This is a genomic window from Burkholderia sp. WP9 (genome assembly GCF_900104795.1).
Lineage (GTDB): Bacteria > Pseudomonadota > Gammaproteobacteria > Burkholderiales > Burkholderiaceae > Paraburkholderia.
Map to the genome: position 1 here is coordinate 4,713,771 of NZ_FNTG01000001.1, position 18,753 is coordinate 4,732,523.

General features: G+C 61.7%; 17 protein-coding genes and 1 other RNA gene. 11 read left to right on the top strand and 7 right to left on the bottom strand.

The annotated features are described in order from the left end of the window. The first annotated feature begins 183 nt into the window (after positions 1 to 183). The 4 genes from BLW71_RS21095 to BLW71_RS21110 all read left to right on the top strand — a co-directional run bounded on the left by BLW71_RS21095 (position 184) and on the right by BLW71_RS21110 (position 3,316). Complete coding sequence (locus tag BLW71_RS21095; RefSeq protein ID WP_143048381.1) at positions 184 to 486, top strand: hypothetical protein; 303 nt, start codon at positions 184 to 186, stop codon at positions 484 to 486. A gap of 405 nt (positions 487 to 891) precedes the next feature. Beyond that, a complete protein-coding gene (locus tag BLW71_RS21100) occupies positions 892 to 2,220 on the top strand; it encodes a phage major capsid protein (protein ID WP_091800050.1) in 1,329 nt (442 codons plus the stop codon). A gap of 390 nt (positions 2,221 to 2,610) precedes the next feature. Continuing rightward, complete coding sequence (locus tag BLW71_RS41060) at positions 2,611 to 2,850, top strand: terminase small subunit (protein ID WP_143048382.1); 240 nt, start codon at positions 2,611 to 2,613, stop codon at positions 2,848 to 2,850. A gap of 1 nt (position 2,851) precedes the next feature. Then, entirely contained in the window at positions 2,852 to 3,316 is a 465-nt protein-coding gene (locus tag BLW71_RS21110) for a hypothetical protein (RefSeq protein WP_091800053.1), read from the top strand. A 300-nt stretch (positions 3,317 to 3,616) separates the two neighbouring features. On the opposite strand, the gene BLW71_RS21115 is transcribed toward BLW71_RS21110, so the two are convergent. The 7 genes from BLW71_RS21115 to ompA form a co-directional block, all read right to left on the bottom strand. After that, entirely contained in the window at positions 3,617 to 3,829 is a 213-nt protein-coding gene (locus BLW71_RS21115; RefSeq protein WP_091800056.1) for a MerR family transcriptional regulator, read from the bottom strand. Positions 3,830 to 3,874: 45 nt separating this feature from the next. Further along, positions 3,875 to 4,540 (bottom strand): DUF2971 domain-containing protein, encoded by a 666-nt coding sequence (locus tag BLW71_RS21120; protein WP_091800059.1) that lies wholly within the window; start codon positions 4,538 to 4,540, stop codon positions 3,875 to 3,877. Positions 4,541 to 4,594: 54 nt separating this feature from the next. Beyond that, the gene (locus BLW71_RS21125) at positions 4,595 to 5,851 is read right to left on the bottom strand and encodes a tyrosine-type recombinase/integrase (RefSeq protein WP_091800063.1); all 1,257 of its coding nucleotides are present in this window, start codon (positions 5,849 to 5,851) and stop codon (positions 4,595 to 4,597) included. Between the two features lie 163 nt (positions 5,852 to 6,014). After that, positions 6,015 to 6,384: a transfer-messenger RNA gene (ssrA, locus tag BLW71_RS21130) on the bottom strand. Positions 6,385 to 6,508: 124 nt separating this feature from the next. After that, entirely contained in the window at positions 6,509 to 7,222 is a 714-nt protein-coding gene (gene gph / locus BLW71_RS21135; RefSeq protein ID WP_091800066.1) for a phosphoglycolate phosphatase, read from the bottom strand. Positions 7,223 to 7,252: 30 nt separating this feature from the next. After that, entirely contained in the window at positions 7,253 to 7,951 is a 699-nt protein-coding gene (ubiG, locus tag BLW71_RS21140) for a bifunctional 2-polyprenyl-6-hydroxyphenol methylase/3-demethylubiquinol 3-O-methyltransferase UbiG (RefSeq protein WP_091800068.1), read from the bottom strand. Between the two features lie 194 nt (positions 7,952 to 8,145). After that, positions 8,146 to 8,793: an outer membrane protein OmpA gene (gene ompA, locus BLW71_RS21145; protein WP_028200089.1), complete on the bottom strand. Its 648-nt coding sequence runs from the start codon at positions 8,791 to 8,793 to the stop codon at positions 8,146 to 8,148. 486 nt (positions 8,794 to 9,279) lie between these two features. On the opposite strand from ompA, the gene gyrA reads away from it, so the two are divergent. The 7 genes from gyrA to aroA all read left to right on the top strand — a co-directional run bounded on the left by gyrA (position 9,280) and on the right by aroA (position 18,722). Further along, on the top strand, positions 9,280 to 11,928 hold the full coding sequence (gene gyrA, locus BLW71_RS21150; protein WP_091800071.1) for a DNA gyrase subunit A: 2,649 nt from the start codon (positions 9,280 to 9,282) through the stop codon (positions 11,926 to 11,928). A 123-nt stretch (positions 11,929 to 12,051) separates the two neighbouring features. Beyond that, a complete protein-coding gene (locus BLW71_RS21155; RefSeq protein ID WP_007180881.1) occupies positions 12,052 to 12,654 on the top strand; it encodes a DUF2059 domain-containing protein in 603 nt (200 codons plus the stop codon). Positions 12,655 to 12,977: 323 nt separating this feature from the next. Then, positions 12,978 to 14,060 (top strand): 3-phosphoserine/phosphohydroxythreonine transaminase, encoded by a 1,083-nt coding sequence (gene serC, locus BLW71_RS21160; protein WP_091801087.1) that lies wholly within the window; start codon positions 12,978 to 12,980, stop codon positions 14,058 to 14,060. Positions 14,061 to 14,130: 70 nt separating this feature from the next. After that, complete coding sequence (gene pheA, locus BLW71_RS21165) at positions 14,131 to 15,213, top strand: prephenate dehydratase (protein ID WP_091800074.1); 1,083 nt, start codon at positions 14,131 to 14,133, stop codon at positions 15,211 to 15,213. 78 nt (positions 15,214 to 15,291) lie between these two features. Further along, positions 15,292 to 16,404: a histidinol-phosphate transaminase gene (hisC, locus tag BLW71_RS21170; RefSeq protein WP_091800077.1), complete on the top strand. Its 1,113-nt coding sequence runs from the start codon at positions 15,292 to 15,294 to the stop codon at positions 16,402 to 16,404. A 52-nt stretch (positions 16,405 to 16,456) separates the two neighbouring features. Beyond that, a complete protein-coding gene (locus BLW71_RS21175; protein WP_091800080.1) occupies positions 16,457 to 17,398 on the top strand; it encodes a prephenate dehydrogenase in 942 nt (313 codons plus the stop codon). A 19-nt stretch (positions 17,399 to 17,417) separates the two neighbouring features. Beyond that, positions 17,418 to 18,722, top strand: a complete 1,305-nt coding sequence (gene aroA, locus BLW71_RS21180) for a 3-phosphoshikimate 1-carboxyvinyltransferase (protein WP_091800083.1) — start codon at positions 17,418 to 17,420, stop codon at positions 18,720 to 18,722. The last annotated feature ends 31 nt before the right edge of the window (positions 18,723 to 18,753 follow it).

Here is an 18,753-nt window from a genome sequence, read left to right on the forward strand (position 1 = left end):
TAATCAAGCAGAGAGCGCGCAATCGGGCGCATCACGCGACGCCGCGGCGATCAATCAGACGATCCGCCGTGTGGTCGGCGATCACACGGGGCTGGTGCATGAGTTCACGCGCCCGGCTGGCGTGACATGGGTGGAGTTTTCCGATAAGGCCGCAGGCTGGCGAAGTCGGCGGCGCGGTTCGCCATGCTGCTGCATATGGTCGAAGGTGGCGATGGTCCGGTAACGGATAAGGCTATGGATGCCGCTATATCTGCCTTCGAGGCGCGCGCAAGGCAGACAGGCCGCGCGCCTGCCGCCGTGGCACCGGGGGCCGCTCAGGCGCTTTTCACGCGCATCACGGCTGGCGAGCTGGAGGAAGGATTCTCTGCAATGGACGTGGTGGAGCGCAAATGGGCTGGTCTGCGTGATAGCGAGCTGGTGCGCGAGGCGCTGGGGGGAACTGGTGGCTTGCGGCTGGCTAGTTGCTGGTCGGGCGAAGGGATATGACAAGCTCCGCTATCGACTCAGTCGGGCAGCGGCTGGCGAATAGGCGCTGCTGGCGGTTTGACCGATGAAAAGCGGCGGCGCGCAATGGCTGTGCGGCGCACGGCTAACACTTGAGAAAGCGCTGGAAGAAAAGTGCCAAAAAACGCGGGGAAATACGCATACCCGCGAGTAAAGGCGGCCAGCGCGGCGGGTAGAACGTCGCGACCCTCTGTTAGCCATCCCGTAGAATGCCGCCAGAGGTTGAGAAACAACGAAGCGTTCCGGTTAATTCCAGTTAGTTCAACTAATTGAGTTTCATCGAAGCGCAATGCTTCCCATCTGGCGCAGAAGCTGGCTGGGTGTTCTCAAGTGGTGATCGCATGGTGCTGTCGCCGCATCGTTTAAACGTACTAGGGGTAATGGCATATGGCTCGCAATTCCATCGCAGCATCGGCAGTTCGTAACGCAGCAGCCGCACAGGCAGCATTCGCCAAGACCGGCAAAATCCAGCGCGGCATGTTCGCTGTGCGCGCGGAAGCTGGCTTGGGCGAAATCAAGTCGATGATTCAGGGCGTGAATACGTCTTTCACCGAGTTCAAGGCGAAGAACAATGAACGCGTCGACGGCATCGCCGCTGACGTGGAAGCCATCATGGCCGGTATGGACAAGATGGCGGTTCAGATGGCTGGCGGCGTGGGCAATACCAAGGCAATGGGCGCGGACACTGACGAAGCGCAGCCCGTCCACGCTTCGACCGGCCTCCGTGGCTCGCAAATCGGCGCGTTCTATCGCCAACGCGCTCAAGCATCGGCTGGCGGCGCGTTCGGCCCGCGCGCCAATTTCGGTATTGCGGACTTCATTCGCGGCGCTGCTGGTATGTCGGGCGTGAGCGAGGGCGTGCGCGCGGCTCTGTCGGAAGGCGTGGGCACGGACGGCGGCTACGCGGTGCCGGACGCGGTAATGCCCACGATTCTGGATGCGATGGTAAGCGCATCGGCGGTGCTGGCCGCTGGCGCGAGCATCCTGCCGCTTGGCGCTGCAAAGAGCGTGACCATTCCGGCTGTGGATCAACTGCCGAAACCGGCATGGCGCAACGAGAATGACCCGCTGGCAACCGGCGGTCCGACTTTCCGCCCCGTGACGGCTACGCCGCGTTCGCTCGCAATCGTGGTGCCGATCAGCCGTGAATTGCTGGCCGATGCCGTGGATATGGACCGCGCCGTGCGCCAAGCGCTCGCGCAAGCGTTCGCCAAGGCATTCGACCGCGCCGCGTTGGTTGGCTCCGGTACGGCTCCCGAGCCGTTGGGCCTGTACGGCATGACGAACGTACAGAAGATCAAGCAAACCGGCTCCGCGTTCGCGTATGCCGACATGCTGGCCGCGTATCAAGCGCAACTGGACGCGGACGCACCCGCGCCTACGTCGATCATCATGGCTCCGCGCACGCTGACCGGCCTTGCTGGTCTGGTCGATACGCTTGGTCAACCGCTCAACGCTCCGGCTCTGCTGGATGGCGTGGTGCGCCGTCCGTCCACTGGCGTTCCGACCAACCTTGGCGATGGCGCTAACGAGTCGCTGGCGTTTATCGGCAACTTCAACACGGTCCAATTCGTGATGCGCGAAAACTTCAATGTTCGCCTGCTGCCGGAGTTACCGGGTTCGAACGGTCAACTTGCGTTCATCGCTCACGCGCGTTTCGACGTGGTGGCGAACTACCCGCAAGCAATCACGGTGATCGAAGGCGTTACGAGCTAACGCATGCCGCCGCCGTGCTGCCGTGTCGGCGATGTGCTGGCCCGGTGGCGCGCTAGTAAAGCCAGTCCGCGAGTGTTGCGCGGCGTCGCGCTGTGGCGCGTCTCCGTGCGCCCCAGCGGGTTGCCCAAAAAATGGGCAGGGGGGAGTCAAAAGTTTTTTGGCCTTCGCGCCCGAGACCGACCGATCCCGCACGCGCAGAAAAAAAAGCCGTTTTGAGCGTTTTTTCAAATGGCGAAGCGGCGCGGGCTGGCGCAATCCCTGCGCTGGCGCGCGTTTCGGGCATGATTGGCCCGGAATCAAAATCAAATGACAGGAGGATGGTGCATGGCCGGAGCGAAAGGCCGCTCAGGCGGCGCACGGCGCGGGGCCGGGCGGCCACGTAAAGAGCCAATGCTGCCCGAGCCGCTGCCCGATATGGAAGCGCGCGAGCTAGTGCGCGAAATCTCGCTGGGTCGGATTGACCCTACGGACAAGCAATTGAAGGCCGCGCTGGCGCTGATGGGTGACGACACAAAGCGTGTGTTGGGCGCGGGCAAGAAAGACGCGAAGAATGAGGCAGCGAAGACCGCCGCATCGAAGTTCGGCGCAGCACCACCGCCGCCACGCATGGTAGTGAACAACGGAAGGTAACATGGCAACTCGAAAGAAGAAGGCGACGCAGGAAACCCAATCGGGCGACCCGAAAGCGTTTCTACTGGCGGTGACAAACGATACGAGCGCCGAGCTGGCGCACCGCATGGAGGCCGGGAGCATTCTGCTGGCCGACGACGCCGACGAGGCCGCTGCGACCGGCGGGCGCAGAAGGCTCGTAGAAATGATGAATGACCCGCTGATCGCGCAGGCGCGCCGCGTGGAGGCCGCAACCCTCGCGATGGCGATTGATGCCGCCGGTGCCAAGCTGACAGGCGATCCGGCCCGCCGCGCCGCGCTGCTGGCGACGATGAACGACACCGGCGCTCCGCTGGAGAACCGGATCAAGGCCGCGAATCTCCTGCTCGACGACGCGAACCGACCGCGAGCGCTCCAGCTTCTAGCTATGAGACCGCCGCGCAATGCGTTGAACCGGCCATTCGAGGCCGACGAGCTTATCGATTAAGCCGCTGCCGCAAGGTGGCGCGCGCCCGTGCCAGCCGGGAATCCTTCGGGACGTTGCTGGATGGGGATAAGCACATGAGTGCCCCACATACGGAAAAACCTGTGCAGTCTGCGACTCGGAACCGCCGGATTCTGTTCCGCTGGCCCGCCGAGGGCGCAGACAGGGCGGGCCGCCGGAGCAATCCGCGCGGCCCGTTTTCATGTGTGCGTGCCCTTGTGTCAGCCATCTTCAGTGATAGGCGGGCCGTTCCTTGAAAATGCGACGGCTCGCACGCACCAGAGGGCAATGCGCCGCGCAGTTTTAGGCGGGTTGAAGGGCAGCGTCGACTTGCTCGATGGGGATAAGGCCGCACTTGTTGAGCTTGAACGTCCCGTGCGTGACCATCTTGCTAACCGTCCAGCGGCTCAGTCCCAGCATCTCTGCGGCTTGCTGCATCGTGACTTGTGACGGTCGAGGACGGCGCGCGCTGAAAAGCTCGAATGCCTTTATGATTGTTTTCATTTCGTCGTTCATATTGCCTTCCCCATCTCTTGCGTTTAAATGGTTTGCCGAGATGTTCTACGGCATGAGAGACAGCGACGGCGCATCCCTTCTGCGTACAATCCGAAACGACTGGAATGCTGGCCGAGCGTGAAAGAGATCGATGCTTTTGCTAGTGTGGCCGATAAGCTTGGCGAGCTGCTCCACGTTCGCAGTACATCGATGGCCTAGTATTACCTCGCGTAGCGTAAAGTGCGGGGCAAAATTCAGAAAATACAGGCCGCTTTCCGGCTGCCGATCGTTCAGCCCAGCAAAAAAGCGCCACTCGCGTTCGTATGCCCAATCCTTAAACTTCGTCGTTAAAATGGCGCGCATCTGCGGCTCGTTCAGTAGCTCGCCTCTGCCGATATGCTCCAGCAGACCGTTCAAGCGACGAGGTTCGTATTTGACTTGGTATGCTTCAGCGTCGGTAACATCGAAGCCGAGGCATACGCCCTTGTGCTTCGCCCCGTAATGCGCCCACATGACAGGGCTGTCCCAAGTTTTGCTGGTGCACAGCATCCCAACAGACTGCGACAGATGGCCGTGCAGAACCCGGTAGAGGTGCCGTGCGCGCCTCTCGCCTACCCAAGCGCCCATCAGTTCGAAGGGATCGTTGGCTTCAGGAACGGTCGAAAGTTTTAACCGCTTCTCTGCCAGAATGCGTTCAGCATACTCAAGCTGGGTGAGGTAATAGAGGCGCATTGTCGTTTTGTCGTTGTGATCACAGGAGCTGTTACCGCCTGAATTGTGCGAACGTTAGCCGCCCTTCGCAACATTGGCGCTGATCGGAATGACCTGCGCCCCCACCTTGAGCTGATCGAGATAGTCCGCCCACTTCTGCATCATTTCCCTGCGCTGGGGAAGATGAGCGGTTCGGTTGTAGGCGCGCCCGAGCGGGTCTTTCACGGCGTGCGCGAGCTGGGCTTCGACAATTGAGGCAGGTACGTCCAGAACCTCATCAAGGATCGTCCGAGCCATCGCCCGGAAGCCGTGGCCTGTCATGGTATCCCCATCGTACCCGAGCCGCCGCAGCGCACCGTTGACCGTGTTGTCCGACATGGGGCGGTCTTTCGTGCGGACGCTGGGGAACACGAGCCGTCCGGTGCCAGTAAGTGCGTGTAGCTCGCGCAGGATGCTGATGGCCTGAGACGACAGCGGAACGATGTGCGCACCGCCCGCCGCTTTGCCTTGCTTAGTGCGCTTCATCCGACCACTTGGAATCTCCCATGTGCCGCCGTCTAGGTCGAATTCGGTCCATTCAGCGGCGCGCAGTTCGCCGGGTCGCTGGAATAGTAGGGGGGCGAGTTTGAGCGCGCACGCTACTGGAAAGGTGCCCGTGTACCCATCCATCGCACGTAGCAGTTCTGCAACCTGTTTTGGATCGGTGATGGCTGCCATGTGTTCGACTTGCACGGGCGGCAATGCGCCCCGGAGGTCGGCGGTAATGTCGCGCTGGGCGCGCCCGGTCGCCACGGCATAGCGGCATGCCTGCCCGATGTTGGCATGGAGCCGGTGAGCAGTTTCGAGTGCGCCGCGCTTCTCGACCCGGCGCAGCACATCGAGCACATCGGGCGGAGCGAGGTCGGCCATAGGCTTGCCACCGATCCACGGGAAGGCGTCTACCTCCAAGCGGCGCAAGATGCGCTCGCCGTGGCCTTCCGACCATGTAGGCGCGTACTTGGCGTGCCACTCACGGGCGATGGCCTCGAACGAATTTTCAGCGTTGAGGCGCTGGGTGCGTTTCTCCGCCTTCTTCGATTCGCCCGGATCGATGCCCGCCGCCAGCTTCTCGCGGGCATCATCGCGCTTCTTGCGAGCTGCTGCCAGCGGCACGTCCGGGTAGACGCCGAGCGCCAGCGTCTTGTCTTTCCCGTTGAACCGGTAGTTCATGCGCCAGTACTTCGCTCCTGACTGGACGATCTGGAGGTACATACGCCCGCCGTCCGACAAGCGGTTGCCGGTGCCGTCCGGGTTATAGCGGGCGTTCCTGATCTGGGTATCGGTGAGCGGCATGGTGGTATCGGGTGTCGGTGGTATAGCGAATGCCACCGAAAATACCACCCGATACCACCGGTTGTCTACGGAATAGGCTGGAACGTACTGGAAAGAAAAAACCCGCGAAGCCTTGAGCTATCGCGGGTTTCTGTACTTCCTCGGAACATCGTGGAAGGGTATTTGGTGGAGGCGGCGGGAATCGAACCCGCGTCCAGAAGCACTCTACGACCAGTTCTACATGTTTAGTTCTGTCATTTGATTTAACCGTAGCGACGCGGACGAACACGCTGCACTACGGCGATTCACTAGATTTTCGACCCGGATGTCGTGACACCACCAAGGCTTAACTGACGTATATGACCTCTGTCGGTATTGCTACCGGTCTTGCGACTCTAGCCCGTCAGTAAACTAGGCAGAGGACGGCGGCCCTTAGGCTGCCAGTGCGAACGTATCGTCGTTTGCAGTTACGTTTTTCCCATTGATTAACGAGGTGACGGGTCCTCGACATGCCCTAGCCGCTTCGCAACCCCTGTCGAAACCAGGTCGCCCCCGCGGTTCGTTGCTCAAAATAGATGAGCCAGCGTAGATTTTACAATAGATTGACGGCCACGTCCTGACTCATTGACGCGGCCCGCGCAATGGCGCCCGGGCTTGGCCGGGCCGGGCGGCCATGCTTCAGCCGAGGTCGCGCAACAGTCTCTGCAATTCAGCCGGCGATTGGACAACGTGTTGCGCGTGCCATTGCGTCGGCGGAATGTCGTTGCCGCAGTAGCCGTACGCTGCCGCGATGGTCCTCATGCCGGCGGCGAAACCCGCCTGCACGTCGCGCAGATCGTCGCCAACGTAGACGACGCGTTCCGGCACCACGTCCAGTTCCCGTGCGGCGTGCAGCAAAGGCGCCGGGTGCGGTTTCGAGTGGGGAGTCGTGTCGCCGCTGACGATGCAGCCGGCGCGCTCTTCCAGTCCCAGTTGCGCGATCAGCGGTTCGGTGAGCCTCGCAACCTTGTTGGTGACGATGCCCCAGAGCACGCCACGGGCGTCGAGTTCGTCGAGAATTTCCGGAATGCCCGGAAACAGCGTGGTCTCGATACACAGGTCCGCTTCGTAGTTGGCGAGGAATTCCTCGCGCAGCGACGCGAACTCGTGATGTTCGGGGCCGATCCCGAACGCCCCACCGATCAGCCCGCGCGCGCCCGCAGACGCCAGTGGGCGCAGATCTTCGAGCGGCACCATCTCGAGCCCGCGATCGTGGCGCATCTTGTTGACGGCGGCCGCGAGGTCGGGCGCCGTGTCGGCTAGCGTGCCGTCGAGGTCGAACAGCACAGCCATGCAAAGACCGAGTGCGTCTTCGTTGTCTTCGCGTTGGGGCAGGGGTGTGGGATCGCTCATTGATTCGTAAGTCCGGCAGGTCGGGGCGGATCAGACGTCGCGCCGGCAGGCGAGCATGTAGTTCACACTCGTGTCGGCGGACAGCGTGAAATGCTTGCTGAGCGGGTTATAGACGATGCCTTTGATATCCGCCGTGCGCAGGTTGGCAGCGCGCACGAAGCTCGCCAACTCCGAAGGGCGAATGAAGCGCGCGTAGTCGTGCGTGCCCTTGGGCAGCATGCGCGCGATGTACTCGGCGCCGATCACGGCGAACAGGTATGACTTCACGTTGCGGTTCAGCGTGGAAAAGAACACCCAGCCGCCCGGTTTCACCAGCGTCTTGCACGCTTCGACGATGGCGGCGGGCTGAGGCACGTGCTCCAGCATTTCCATGCAGGTTACGACGTCGTACTTGCCCGGTTCGCGGGCGGCGAGCGCCTCAGCGGCGATTTCTTCGTAATCGACGGTTACACCGCTTTCAAGGCTGTGAAGATCGGCCACGCCCAACGCCTGGGTCGACAGGTCGATCCCCTTGACGTGCGCGCCCAGACCGGCCATCGACTCGGACAAAATGCCGCCGCCACAGCCGATATCGAGCACGGTTTTGCCGGCAAGATGCGCGTGCGCGTCGATCCAGCTCAGGCGAATCGGATTGAGCTCGTGCAGTGGCTTGAATTCGGCATTCGGGTCCCACCAACGATGTGCAAGGTCGCTAAATTTCTGCAGTTCGTGGGGATCGGCGTTGGTCATGGCGGAAGCTGCCTCGAAGAAAGCGGTGAGCGGGCGCTCGAGGATAAACCCGGAGTATATAGGTCGAGGGACGAGGCGGCAAAATGCCGCCCCGTCGAGGTTCGGCCGGGTGCGCGCAGACGGGGGCGAGCAGGCGGCCGGACATAAAAAAAGCCCCGCCGAAGCGGGGCTTTGATACTGCGGTAACGCGCAGCTTATTGCTTCGAAGTACCGACAACTTCGACTTCCACGCGACGATCCGGTGCGAGGCAGGCGATGAGTTGCTTGTGGTTCTTCTGGTTGCAACCGGTCGTGACCGGGTTGCGCTTGCCCTTGCCTTCCGTATAGATACGGTTGGATTCGATGCCCTTGCTGACCAGGTATGCCTTCACAGCTTGAGCGCGGCGCAGCGACAGACGGTCGTTGTACTTGTCCGAACCGATGCGGTCCGTGTAACCCGTTGCGACGACGACTTCCAGGTTCAGCGCGCCGATCTTCGATGCCAGATCGTCCAGCTTTTCCTTGCCGGCCGGCTTCAGGATTGCCTTGTCGAAGTCGAACAGAGCGTCAGCTTGATACGTAATCTTTTGGCTCGTGATAGCCGGTGCAGGTGCGACCGGAGCCGGCGGGGTCGGAGCCTGGGCAACCAGGGCGCCATCGCACTTTGCGTTGGCCGTTGCCGGCGTCCAGAATGCATCGCGCCAGCAAAGCTCGTTCGTGCCGTTCATCCACACGTATTCGCCGGTACCATTCACCCAGTTGTCGTTCGTGGCTTGTCGCGACGCCGGCACCGATTGCGCCATGGCGGATGCAGCCATAACTGCGGTAGCTGCAATGAACGCGAGCTTTGAAAGTTTATTCATATTTCTCCTCTCGAAATTGAGATTACCGCAGGTTTACTGCGAGCCTGTTGACGAAGACAAGTCATACATTGCTCGAAGTATAACATCGGTGTAGAACAAAAAACGTGCTGTGTAGACTTCGAGCAGTGTCTAACTCTTTGTGCGTTGGCATTTTGCCATATCGTTCCCTTCCAACGATAAAAAAATCTGCCCCCCATCAAATCACCCTCCAATTGTGGTGCATGCGCAACAGAAGCAATCGCCCGGAGGGGCCGCCAGTCATGGCTCAGCGGCGAATTGCCCCACGCACGAATCGAGCCTGCTCTCTCTCAAAAATGGAGCGTTGAGGTGGGCTTCGCATTCACTGCCTAATAGGTATACGTACCTTCGTCGGGAGCGGATTCGCGGCATGTTAGAATCGCGTGATGCGTTGCGTCTGCAATGCTTACGCGAAGACGCGGCGAATTGCAGTTAAGCCGTCGTCTTGGCACGTAAAAGATACGGATAATGGATCAATTCGCCAAAGAGACTCTGCCAATCTCCCTAGAGGAGGAAATGCGCCGTTCGTATCTCGATTACGCGATGAGCGTGATCGTAGGGCGTGCGCTTCCCGATGTTCGCGATGGCCTGAAGCCGGTGCACCGGCGCGTGCTGTACGCGATGCACGAACTGAACAACGACTGGAACCGGGCTTACAAGAAGTCCGCGCGTATCGTCGGCGACGTTATCGGTAAATATCACCCGCACGGCGACACGGCTGTATACGACACCATCGTCCGGATGGCTCAGGACTTCTCCCTGCGCTACATGCTGGTCGACGGCCAGGGCAACTTCGGTTCGGTCGACGGCGACAATGCCGCGGCCATGCGGTACACCGAAATCCGCATGGCGAAGATCGGCCACGAACTGCTGGCCGACATCGACAAGGAAACGGTCGACTTCACGCCGAACTACGACGGCAGCGAAAACGAACCGGCCATCCTGCCGGCGCGTATTCCCAATCTGCTGATCAATGGTTCGTCCGGCATCGCGGTCGGCATGGCGACCAACATCCCGCCGCACAACCTCAATGAGGTTGTCGACGCGTGCCAGCATCTGCTCAAGAACCCGGAATCCACGATCGACGAGCTGATCGAGATCATTCCGGCGCCCGACTTCCCGACCGCCGGCATTATCTACGGCGTGGCCGGCGTGCGCGACGGCTATCGCACCGGCCGCGGCCGCGTGGTGATGCGCGCGCTCACGCACTTCGAGGAAATCGACCGCGGTCAGCGCATGTCGATCATCGTCGACGAATTGCCGTACCAGGTGAACAAGCGCTCACTTCTGGAGCGCATCGCCGAACTGGTCAACGAGAAAAAGCTCGAGGGCATTTCCGACATTCGCGACGAGTCCGACAAGAGCGGCATGCGCGTCGTGATCGAACTCAAGCGCGGCGAAGTGCCGGAAGTCGTTCTGAACAATCTGTACAAGGCGACCCAGCTTCAGGACACCTTCGGCATGAACATGGTCGCGCTGGTCGACGGCCAGCCGAAGCTGCTGAACCTGAAGGAAATGCTATCGTGCTTCCTGTCGCATCGCCGGGAAGTGCTGACGCGGCGCACTGTATACGAACTGCGCAAGGCGCGTGAACGCGGGCACGTGCTCGAAGGTCTGGCGGTTGCACTCGCCAACATCGACGAGTTCATCGCGATCATCAAAGCCGCGCCGACTCCGCCGATCGCCAAGCAGGAATTGATGGCGCGTCCATGGGATTCCTCGCTGGTGCGCGAAATGTTGTCCCGCGCCGAGACGGAAAATGCGACGGCGGGTGGTCGCGAAGCCTACCGTCCTGACGGTTTGAATCCGTCGTTCGGCATGCAATCCGACGGCCTCTACCGTCTGTCCGACACCCAGGCTCAGGAAATTCTGCAGATGCGTCTGCAGCGCCTGACCGGCCTGGAGCAGGACAAGATCATCGGCGAGTACCGCGAAGTCATGGCGCAAATCGCCGACCTGCTGGACATTCTGGCTCGTCCGGAACGCATTACGGCGATCATCGTCGACGAACTCACGTCGATCAAAGCCGAATTTGGCGACGCGCGCCGCTCGAAGATCGAGCTGAACGCAACCGAGCTGAACACGGAAGATCTGATCACGCCGCAAGAAATGGTCGTGACCATGTCGCACGCCGGCTACGTGAAATCGCAGCCGTTGTCCGAATACAGCGCGCAGAAACGCGGTGGTCGCGGCAAACAGGCCACGGCGATGAAAGAAGACGACTGGATCGACACGCTGTTCATCGCGAACACGCACGATCACATTCTGTGCTTCTCGAATCGCGGTCGCGTCTACAGCGTGAAGGTCTACGAAGTGCCGCAAGGTTCGCGGAACTCGCGCGGCCGTCCGATTATCAATATCTTCCCGCTTCAGGAAGGCGAAAAGATTACGGTTGTCTTGCCGGTCAAGGAATTCTCGGCTGACAAATTCGTCTTCATGGGCACCGCGTTAGGAACGGTAAAAAAGACGCCGCTGGAAGCCTTTGGGCGTGTGTTGCGCAAAGGTATTATTGCGGTCGGTCTGGATGACGGCGATTACCTGATCGGCGCCGCCATTACGGACGGTCAGCACGATGTCATGCTGTTCTCGGATTCAGGCAAGGCGGTTCGCTTCGACGAGAACGACGTGCGTCCGATGGGCCGCGAAGCGCGCGGCGTGCGCGGCATGCAGCTCGAAGACGGTCAGAGCGTGATCGCGTTGCTGGTGGCGGGCGACGAGCAGCAGTCGGTGCTTACCGCTACGGAAAACGGTTTCGGCAAGCGTACACCGATCATCGAATACACCCGTCATGGCCGCGGTACGAAGGGCATGATCGCGATCCAGACCTCGGAGCGCAACGGCAAGGTCGTCGCCGCCACGCTGGTGGATCAGGAAGCGCAGATCATGCTGATCACCAATACCGGGGTGCTAATCCGTACGCGAGTGTCGGAAATTCGGGAAATGGGACGTGCAACCCAAGGTGTTACACTCATCAGCCTTGACGAAGGGACCAAGCTTTCAGGTCTGCAACAGGTTGCTGAGGCGGAAGCAGAGGGTGATGCGGAAGGCGACGTCGAAGGTCCCGCCGAAGGTAACAGCGCGGGTGACAACGGCGGCGAACCGGGCGGTGCTGCCTGATTCGTGTCTGCGTCTTACAGTCTCAGTGATTGGTTGAAAGCTGCGCCGGGAATAATGGCGTGTCGGGCTGATACGTGTCCCGCGCAGCTTGCTGTTCAAGTTCATTTCTATTAGGGAGTAATGATGCAAAAACGATTCAAACAACTGATGTTGCTGGCTGCCCTCGTGCCGACCTTCGCTATGGCTCAAGCGCTTCAGAGCCCGGCTCCGGCGGCTCCGGCTGCTGCCGCGGCACCGGTTGATCCGGCCAAGCAGGCTGCAATCAAGGACCTGTTGGACGCCATCGACGCGCAAAAGCTCGTCGGCGCGATCGGCAACAGCGCCCAGATGCAAGCCAAGCAGCTGGTTCCGGCAATCCTGTCGGACGCACTGAGCGAAAACAAGACGATGACGGACAAGCAGAAGCAGGCTTCCGTCCCGACGCTGCAAAAGAACGCAGTGCCGAAGCTGGTTGACGGCGCAGGCCAGGTGTTCGCAACGGACTCGTTCCGTCAGGACGCCATGCAAGCTCAGTACGACGCGTACGCGAAGTACTACAGCACGTCGGAAATCAAGGATCTGACGACGTTCTACAAGAGCCCGACCGGCCGCAAGTTCATCCAGGTGCAAGACCAGGTTGGCCGCGACGTCGTGAACGGCTTGATGCAAAAGTACATGCCGCAATCGATCAAGGCAACGCGTGACCAGGCCGACAAGGAAGTCGCGTCGGTCAAGCCGGCCAAGTAAGCTCAAGGTCGAAAGGCTGCGCTGATATCGCGCCAGCCGCCTCCCGATAGAGCCGCCTCATAGACTGGATGGCGCACGGGGTTTGGCGGCTTGGCGGTGACAATGCGATAATGGCCGTTTGCGCACACGCGCAGACGGCCATTTTCTTTTTTGGCGCGAAATGGTTTGAAGCCCGCGGTCCGCTACCCGCGGCCTGAAACCCGCGTCAGAAAATTGCGCCGGCAAAATCGCGTTGTCAGTTGACGGTCATTGTCGGCCCGGCTGCCAACGTCGCCGATTTTTGCGCGATCTTCGTTTTTCGCGCCTGCTTCCAGGATCTCACGATGCGCGTCTTTAATTTCTCCGCCGGCCCTGCGGCCATGCCCGAAGAAGTGCTGCGTCAAGCCGCCGACGAAATGCTCGATTGGCAAGGCAGCGGCATGAGCGTGATGGAAATGAGCCATCGCGGGAAAGAGTTCATGTCGATCCACGAGGAAGCGCTCGTCGATCTGCGCGACCTGCTCGAGGTGCCGGCGAGCCATCGCATTCTGTTCCTGCAAGGCGGCGGTCTCGGCGAGAACGCAATCGTGCCGATGAATCTGATGGGCGCGAAGCCGCGCGCGGATTTCGTCGTGACGGGTTCCTGGTCGCAGAAGTCGTTCAAGGAAGCGCAGAAGTACGGCACCGTGCATCTGGCGGCGAGCGGCCAGACGGCCGAGGGTTTTACCCGCGCGCCCGCGCGCTCCGAATGGCAACTGTCGGACGACCCGGCTTACGTGCATCTATGCACGAACGAGACGATCCACGGCGTCGAGACGTTCGAGATTCCCGATCTCGGCGATATTCCGCTGGTGGCGGACGCCTCGTCGCATATCCTGTCGCGTCCCATGGACATCGCCAAATACGGCGTGCTGTTTGGCGGCGCGCAGAAGAACATCGGTATGGCCGGCGTGACGGTGGTGGTCGTGCGCGAAGACATGCTGGATCGTGCGCTGCCGATCTGCCCGTCGGCGTTCGAATGGAAGACCGTCGCCGAGAACAATTCGATGTACAACACACCGCCCACTTACGCGATCTACATCGCCGGGCTGGTGTTCAAGTGGTTGAAGAAGCAGGGCGGCCTTGCCGCGATGGAAGCACGTAATCTCGAAAAGTCGAAGCTGCTGTACGACGCGATCGACTCGAGCAGCTTCTATCTGAACAAGGTCGAACACGGCTCGCGCTCGCGGATGAACGTCCCGTTCTTCCTCGCCGACGAGTCCCGCAACGAAGATTTCCTGGCCGGCGCGAAAGCGCGGGGAATGGTGCAGCTAAAGGGCCACAAGTCCGTCGGCGGCATGCGGGCGTCGATTTATAACGCCGTCCCGCTCGAGGGCGTCAAAGCGCTTGTCGAATACATGAAGGAATTCGAACAGCGCAGCGCCTGAGTCATCAGGGCGCGCGCATCCTTTCCAGCACGCATTTGTGCAGCAGCTACCGGCAGGGCCGTTTTCACGCATGGACGACGAACTCAATACCCGACTCAAGCCTCTTCGCGAACGCATCGACGCCCTCGACGCGCAGTTGATCGCGCTCCTCAATCAACGCGCCGCGGTGGCGCTCGAGGTGGGCGAAGTCAAGAAGCATTTCAACGCGCCGGTGTTCAGGCCGGAGCGCGAACAGCAGGTGATCGCGCGTCTGCAGGACATGAGCGAAGGGCCACTCGCGAGCGAGCATATCAGTGCGATCTGGCGCGAGATCATGGCCGCGAGCCGCGCGCTCGAGAAGACCATCAAGGCCGCTTACCTCGGCCCGGTCGGCACCTACAGCGAGCAGGCGATGCACGAGTACTTCGGTCAGTCGATCGAAGGCTTGCCGTGTCCGTCGATCGACGAAGTGTTTCGCTCGGTCGAAGCGGGCGCCGCGGAATTCGGCGTCGTGCCGGTCGAGAATTCGACCGAAGGCGCGGTGTCGCGCACGCTCGATCTGCTGCTGCAAACGCAACTCACGATCGGCGGCGAACTGGCTTTGCCGATTCATCATAATTTGTTGACGCTAAACGGCGACCTCACCGGCGTGACGCGTGTTTGCGCGCACGCGCAGGCGCTCGCCCAATGCCAGCGTTGGCTGTCGACCAACGCGCCGCATCTGGAGCGCAAGGCGGTGTCGAGCAACGCGGAAGCGGCACGCATGGCCGCTGAAGATCCGACCGTGGCGGCGATCGCCGGCGATCGCGCTGCGACTCACTACGGCCTGCAGGTAGCGTATGCGCTGATCCAGGACGATCCGCACAACCGCACGCGCTTCGTGATGATCGGCAAGCAGCCCGCTGGCCCGAGCGGACACGACCAGACTTCGCTGATCGTTTCCGTGCAGAACGAGCCCGGCGCCGTGTTCAAGCTGCTGGAGCCGCTGGCGCGTCACAGCGTATCGATGACGCGCTTCGAATCGCGACCGGCGCGCGTCGGCACGTGGGAGTACTACTTCTATATCGACGTCGAAGGTCATCGCGACGATCCGGCGGTTGCCGCCGCGCTCGCCGAACTCGGCGAGAAGGCTGCATTCCTGAAAATTCTGGGCTCGTATCCGCGCGCCCACTGAAGCTACTCAAGCGGCGGTCCGCAGCATCCGGGCGCGCCAGCCGCACATTCAATTACTCATAGTCGTTCGGAGAGTCTCATGACAGCGTCTTTCGGTCCTTCCTACGTTCGCGCTATTGCGCCTTACATCGCAGGCAAACCGATTTCGGAAGTGGCCCGCGAGTTCGGTCTGGACGAAGCGACCATCGTGAAACTCGCGTCGAACGAGAATCCGCTCGGCATGCCGGAGTCGGCGCAGCGTGCCATGGCGCAGGCCGCCAGCGAACTGGGCCGCTACCCGGATGCCAATGCGTTCGAGCTGAAAACTGCGCTGAGCGAGCGCTATGGCGTGCCGGCCGACTGGATCACGCTTGGCAACGGCAGTAACGACATCCTCGAAATCGCGGCGCATGCCTTTGTGGAAAAGGGCCAGTCGATCGTCTATGCACAGTACTCGTTCGCGGTTTACGCGTTGGCGACACAAGGCTTGGGTGCTCGTGCGATCGTCGTGCCGGCCGTCAAATACGGTCACGATCTCGACGCGATGCTCGCCGCGATCACCGACGACACGCGCCTGATCTTCGTCGCCAACCCGAACAACCCGACCGGCACGTTCATCGAAGGCGCGAAGCTCGAGGCGTTTCTCGACAAGGTGCCGCGCAACGTGGTCGTGGTGCTCGACGAGGCGTACACGGAGTATCTGCCGGAAGAGAAGCGCTACGACTCGATCGCGTGGGTGCGCCGCTATCCGAATCTGCTGGTGTCGCGCACGTTTTCGAAGGCGTTCGGCCTGGCGGGTTTGCGCGTGGGTTTCGCGATCGCACAGCCCGAGTTGACCGACCTGCTGAATCGTCTGCGTCAGCCGTTCAATGTGAACACGCTGGCGCAAGCCGCGGCGATCGCTGCACTGAATGACAAGGCGTTTCTGGAAAAGAGCGCCGCGTTGAACGCGCAAGGCTATCGCCGTCTGACCGAAGCGTTCGACAAGCTCGGTCTGGAATATGTGCCGTCGGATGGCAACTTCGTGCTGGTGCGTGTCGGCAACGACGACGCAGCCGGCAATCGCGTCAACCTGGCGTTGCTGAAGCAGGGCGTGATCGTGCGTCCGGTCGGCAACTACGGTTTGCCGCAATGGCTGCGCATCACGATCGGCCTGCCGGAAGAAAACGAAGCATTCATCGCGGCGCTCGAAAAAACGCTCGCCACCGCGTAAGCGGTAACCCTTGACCCGCGCGCCTCGTCGGCACGACAGGCGCGCTCAATCTGTGACCGACGTGGCCGCGTTTTCTTTTAACAAGCTGGTAATTTTCGGTGTCGGCCTGATCGGCGGATCGCTCGCGCGCGCGTTGCGCGAGCGGGGCGAGACCGAGGGCGCGCGCAAGGTGATTGGCGTCGGACGTTCGTCTGCGTCGACCGAGCGTGCGCTGGAACTGGGCGTGATCGACGGCTCGGCGGCGCTAAATGACGACACTTCACTGCGAGAAGCGTTGTCCGGCGCCGACTTCGTGCTGCTGGCCGCGCCGGTCGCGCAAACGCATCCGCTGCTCGAGCGCATCGCCCCGTTTCTCGATGCGGCCACGATCATCACCGACGCCGGCAGCACCAAGTCGGACGTGGTCGCTGCTGCCCGTGCTGCGCTCGGCGCGCGTATCGGCCAGTTCGTGCCGGGGCATCCGATTGCCGGCCGCGAGGCAAGCGGCGTGGATGCCGCGTTGCCTGACTTGTATGTGGGCCGCAATGTCGTGTTGTGCCCGCTGCCTGAGAACGCGTCGGCAGACGTGGAGCGCGTCGCGGCCATGTGGCGGGCCACCGGCGCGCTGGTGCGCAATATGACACCTGAGCAGCACGACCGCGTGTTCGCGTCGGTCAGCCATTTGCCGCACGTGCTCTCGTTCGCGCTGGTCGAGCAGATTCTCAATTCGCCCGATGCCGCGCTGAAATTCTCGTTCGCGGCGGGCGGTTTCCGCGACTTCACGCGGATTGCCGCGTCGAGCCCGGAAATGTGGCGTGACGTGTGCGTGGCCAATCGCGTTGCGCTGCTCGACGAACTCGACGCCTATACGGCCGTGCTCGCGCGCCTGCGCGCGGCGATCGAAGCCGCTGACGGCGCCGCCCTCGAAAGCGTGTTCGCGCGCTCGCGCGTGGCGCGTACCGAATGGCAGGAACAGCGCGCTGCCGGCGTCGCCAATAGCGACGCGTCGAAATAACCGGAAACTGGACTCAATCATGGAATTCCTCGATCTCGGACCGTTCTCCCGCGCGTCCGGCACGATTCGTCTGCCAGGTTCGAAGAGCATCTCGAACCGGGTGCTGCTGCTCGCGGCGCTCGCCGAAGGCGAAACGACGATCACGAACCTGCTCGACTCCGACGACACCCGCGTGATGCTCGACGCGCTCGAAAAACTCGGCGTGCGTCTGAGGCGCGACGGCGACACCTGCGTCGTGGCGGGCACGCGCGGCGCATTCACGGCGCGCACGGCCGACCTGTTTCTCGGCAACGCCGGCACGGCAGTGCGTCCGCTGACGGCGGCGCTGGCGGTCAATGGTGGCGACTATCGAATTCACGGCGTGCCGCGCATGCACGAACGGCCGATCGGCGATCTGGTCGACGGCCTGCGCCAGCTCGGCGCGAAGATCGATTACGAAGAGAACGAAGGCTATCCGCCGCTGCGGATTCGCCCCGGGCAGATCAACGCCGACGCGCCGATCACCGTGCGTGGCGACGTGTCGAGCCAGTTCCTGACGTCGCTTCTCATGACGCTGCCGCTGCTGCGCACCGAAAGCGGCGTGAGCACCGTGCAGGTGGACGGCGAACTGATCTCGAAGCCGTACATCGAGATCACCATCAAGCTGATGGAGCGCTTCGGCATCAAGGTCGAGCGCAATGGCTGGCATCAGTTCATCGTGCCGGCGGGGCAGCGGTATCAGTCGCCGGGCACGATCATGGTGGAGGGCGATGCGTCGTCCGCTTCGTACTTTCTCGCGGCCGGCGCCCTCGGCGGCGGGCCGTTGAGAGTGGAGGGCGTTGGCCGCGCGAGCATTCAGGGCGACGTCGGCTTTGCCGATGCGCTGATCAGGATGGGCGCGAACCTGCAGATGGGCGACGACTGGATCGAAGTGCGCGGCGTCGGTCACGACAACGGCAAGCTCGAGCCGATCGACATGGACTGCAATCTGATTCCCGACGCTGCCATGACGATTGCCGTCGCGGCCCTGTTCGCCGACGGCGCGACCACGCTGCGCAATATCGCCAGCTGGCGCGTGAAGGAAACCGACCGGCTCGCCGCGATGGCGACCGAACTGCGCAAGGTCGGCGCCAAAGTGCAGGAGGGCGAGGACTTCATCGTCATCGAACCGCCTGAAAAGCTGATCCCGAACGCCGCCATCGACACCTACGACGATCACCGCATGGCCATGTGCTTTTCGCTGGTGAGTCTCGGCGGCGTGCCGGTGCGGATCAACGACCCGAAGTGCGTCGGCAAGACCTTTCCCGATTATTTCGAGCGCTTCATTGCGCTTGCTCAACCCTGATTCGACCCCGAATCGACCGACGTGCGACTTT